Source organism: Enterobacter sp. 342 (genome assembly GCF_036663495.1).
In the GTDB taxonomy this organism is placed as follows: Bacteria; Pseudomonadota; Gammaproteobacteria; order Enterobacterales; family Enterobacteriaceae; genus Enterobacter.
Genome location: NZ_JAWUEI010000083.1, coordinates 1 through 3,968, shown reverse-complemented (window position 1 = coordinate 3,968; position 3,968 = coordinate 1). Strand labels below are relative to the sequence as shown.

4 protein-coding genes and 1 pseudogene are annotated in these 3,968 nt (G+C 50.5%); all 5 read right to left on the bottom strand.

All coding sequences use genetic code 11. The features are described from left to right. Positions 1-85: 85 nt before the first annotated feature. A pseudogene (locus V6E55_RS25140) lies at positions 86-697 on the bottom strand (ABC-type transport auxiliary lipoprotein family protein); the annotation flags it as partial. Between the two features lie 17 nt (positions 698-714). Next, the gene (locus V6E55_RS25135) at positions 715-1,653 is read right to left on the bottom strand and encodes an MlaD family protein (protein ID WP_000449980.1); all 939 of its coding nucleotides are present in this window, start codon (positions 1,651-1,653) and stop codon (positions 715-717) included. Position 1,654: 1 nt separating this feature from the next. Then, positions 1,655-2,446: an ABC transporter ATP-binding protein gene (locus V6E55_RS25130; RefSeq protein ID WP_001325019.1), complete on the bottom strand. Its 792-nt coding sequence runs from the start codon at positions 2,444-2,446 to the stop codon at positions 1,655-1,657. A 5-nt stretch (positions 2,447-2,451) separates the two neighbouring features. Next, the gene (locus V6E55_RS25125; protein ID WP_001325018.1) at positions 2,452-3,597 is read right to left on the bottom strand and encodes an MlaE family ABC transporter permease; all 1,146 of its coding nucleotides are present in this window, start codon (positions 3,595-3,597) and stop codon (positions 2,452-2,454) included. Positions 3,598-3,710: 113 nt separating this feature from the next. Further along, positions 3,711-3,932, bottom strand: a complete 222-nt coding sequence (locus tag V6E55_RS25120; protein ID WP_410493482.1) for a hypothetical protein — start codon at positions 3,930-3,932, stop codon at positions 3,711-3,713. Positions 3,933-3,968: the final 36 nt, after the last annotated feature.

Sequence of the window (3,968 nt, the reverse complement as noted above, 5' to 3'; positions counted from 1 at the left end):
GTAAGCAGAGTTTTTGAAATGTAAGGCCTTTGAATAAGACAAAAGGCTGCCTCATCGCTAACTTTGCAACAGTGCCACCCTGCGCAGGGGATTGCTGCATCGTCCAGTTGAGCACTTGAGTGGCTAACTGGTCACTGGCCAGGCCAAAGGCCTGAACCACCTCGTTCATCTCGTTACCTTTTATCGGTTGGCGAATGTCAAACTGGCGAGTCGCAATAATCCTACGATCTGAAATTCTTACCAGCCGAGCATCAAAACGGATCAGCACTTCGCTGCTACCAACATGGTATACCCCTTGGAACGCGGACAGATCACCACTCAACTCCACATCAGCCTGCAAGCTATCATCGTCGCTACTGACTGCACGGATTCGCCCATCGCTACGGAACGCCTGAATAAGACGATTGCGCACCAAAATCGGCGCCGAATCACTCCAACGGGAGTTTTTATAAACCGCAATCTCCTGGCCCTGAGGCTGCACCGCTATGCGTGAGCTATTAAGAAACTGGTTCGTCGCCGGTTGTGAAACCCGTAATGACCAGTTTACTGTCTGCGCGTGTGGCACACTGACTGCAGGTGGCACCGGCAGAAGATAAACTTGTGATACAGGGGCCGAAGGTAAAATGGTGCAGGCAGAGAGCAGTATCGCCCCCCCGGATATCATCAATAGCCACACGCGGCGGCCTGCATAGCGCATCACATTAAAAGAGAGCATTAAGGCGTAAACTCCTGTGTTCTTTCACGGCCGCGCAACAAGGCCGCTGGGTTTTCTTCCAAACGAGAAACGGCGGCACGTAATGTCGCTAATGTTCTGCGCAGCTCATCTACTGCCGGCCCCAGCTCATTCATCCCTTGCATCCCGTTATTGAGTGAGGTTTTATTTTCACTCACCAATTTATTGAGGATGGTACTGGTATTTTGCAACGATGCCATGGTTTTGGCGGCATCACTGACCAGTTGTTTCCCCTGCCCATCCATTAAGCCGTTAGCATTACGCAGCAGGCGATTGGTTTGAGTCAGTGTCTCATTAGCCTGTTTACTGGCCTGCGCCAACTGCTGCAACAGGGTACGGAGATCACCACGTTGATCAGCCACAGTTTGGGTGACCAGCGCGAGATTATCCAGTGTCGTTACTAGGCGCTGCTGGTTATCCGGTGCCAGCAACTGGTTCAAACGCACCAACACTTCATTCGCATTGGTCATGAAATTCTCACCGTTAGCCAGTAACTGGCTCATCGGCGAAGGGGTAGCAATAATGATAGGAACCTCGTCATCTTTGCCCTCCAGCAACGGGCTGGTCTGGCTGCCACTGCTGAATTGAATATTTGAGGTGCCGGTAATACCCGCGACGGTGAGACGAGCTTGGGTATCTTCGCGTATCGGAGTAGATGCAGAAACGCGAATACGTGCCCAAACCTTATTCGGATTGTCTCGGTCCAGGCGTAATTGCGTCACCTCACCGACTCGAATCCCGCTGTACTGAACGGTGCTACCCTGTGACAGGCCACTCACAGGCTCATTGAAAACGATATCGTACAATCTGAACTGGCGATCAGAACCGGAATTTGTCAGCCATAGGCAAAACAGCAGCGCGGCACTCACCACAATAAGAGTGAACAAACCAATAACGACATGATGAGCACGGGTTTCCATATTACAACCTCTCTCCACTGTTAATTGCCGCTGCCTGATAAGCAGCCCGGCCACGTGGGCCATGAAAATACGCCTGAATCCAGCCATCATCAGTCGCTGCAACTTTATCCAGAGTATCAACCACCAGCACTTTTTTCTGCGAAAGCACCGCCACACGATCACACAGTGTATACAGCGTATCCAGATCGTGGGTCACCAAGAATACCGTTAGATTGAGGGCATCCCGCAGGGTGCGGATCAAACTGTCAAACGCCGCCGCACCAATGGGATCAAGACCCGCAGTCGGTTCATCAAGAAACAGAATATCCGGGTCCAGTGCTAAGGCACGGGCTAGCGCAACACGCTTGACCATACCACCCGACAGAGATGCTGGATACTTACTGCCAGTGCCCGGCGGTAGCCCAGCCAGTGCCAGTTTAACCTGAGCCAATCGCTCAGCCTCAGACCGGGGTAATCCGGCGTTTTCTATTAATGGTAATGCCACGTTCTCGGTCACGGTTAGAGAACTGAACAGTGCGCCTCGTTGAAATAATACGCCGAATCGGCGCTCGACCATGGCGCGGGATTGACCTGACAGTGCCATTAAATCCTTGCCAAAAACATGAATTTTCCCGTCAGTCGGACGACGTAACCCAACAATACTGCGTAACAGAACAGATTTACCGGTACCCGAGCCACCAACCACGCCAAGAACTTCGCCGCGCTTAACATCAAGATTCAACCCTTGATGCACGCACTGTACGCCAAAGCAGTTAACCAGATCGCGAATTTGAATGATTGCATCTTGCGTCATTTGGCTCACCACCCCATTTCCATGAAAAATAGCGCTGCCACGGCATCAAGCAAAATCACCACAAAGATCGAATGCACCACACTGGTGGTGGTATGAACCCCGACTGATTCAGCACTACCGGTTACTTTGAACCCCTCCAGACAGCCAATAATAGCAATCAGGAAAGCAAAAATAGGGGCTTTACTTATTCCCACCAGAAAATGCTGCAACCCATTACTGTTTTGCATAATCGACAAAAACATAGTGGGAGAGATATCCAGTGTTAAGGCACACACCACCATGCCACCGAAAATACCGCAAACCATGCCAATAAAGGTTAGCATCGGCAGAGAGATCAATAGTGCCAAGACGCGCGGTAGCACCAACAGTTCGACCGGATTCAAGCCCAGTGTTTGGATAGCATCAATCTCTTCATTGGCTTTCATCAAGCCAATTTCAGCGGTAAAAGCACTGGCTGTTCGCCCTGCCATCAGGATCGCGGTAAGCAGTACCGCAAATTCACGTAGAAAAGAAAATACCACCAAATCGACGGTAAAAATGCCCGCGCCGAAAGTAGTGAGTACGGTTGCACCGAGAAAGGCGATAACTGCCCCCACCAAAAAGGTGAGCAACATAATGATCGGCACAGCATTGAGGCCAATCTGTTGAATATTGGCAATTAATGAGGTAATGCGCCAGCGGGAGGGGCGAAAAAGTGTTCCCAGCAAGGTTTCCAGCGCCAGACCAATAAAGCCCAATAGTGACTTAATATCTTGCCATAAGTTATCTACCGAACGGCCGGTATTAGCCAGCATCTCAAGCCAAAACCGTGTGGGTTTTTCAGACAACTCAGGGGTTAAGTCAGGCAATACATGGCTTACCGTTTCAAGTAATATCCTCCGCTCTTCTGGCAATTTAGGCGCAAGTTCGCGTAAATTTGCTACACGGTCCTCACCCAGAAGCAGAGCTAACAACGTTGCACCGGCGGTATCTAACGCCCCCAGTTGGTTGAGATCAAATACCCCCCCACTGGGCATATTAGCGCGCAATTGCGCAACGCGCGGCTCCAAAACGCAGTAATGCGCCAACACCCAGTCCCCCCGGATATAAACTCTGGGGGGCTGAGCCGCGCTATCGAGATCAAGTTGTGCGGGGGACGTTTGCTCAGTCATTGCTCAGACCTTACCTATTTCAAACTCTAATGTTTCAAACCCTAAATAGGTATATCACACAGTTAAGTAAGAGTAATGACTGTTTAATTAATGAAGTGTTAACCACACCCTAATCAGTGAGGTGTGGCACGCTGTTTGCCCAATTGCCGTATTTTCCTCTCTGGCAGGGTAAACCAAACGACTACCGCCAGCAGAATTAACAGTACGCTGGCAGTACCTAATACCAGACTATGTGAGGCAGAAAAGGCCAGTTTGGCGCTGCTCAGTAGATGCTCGTCCCCACCAAGGCTATTGACGGCACTGTTGCAAATAGTCGGTGGTGATAAACTTATCATCCCCTTTTGCTGATGGAGCTGCACATGAACCCATTC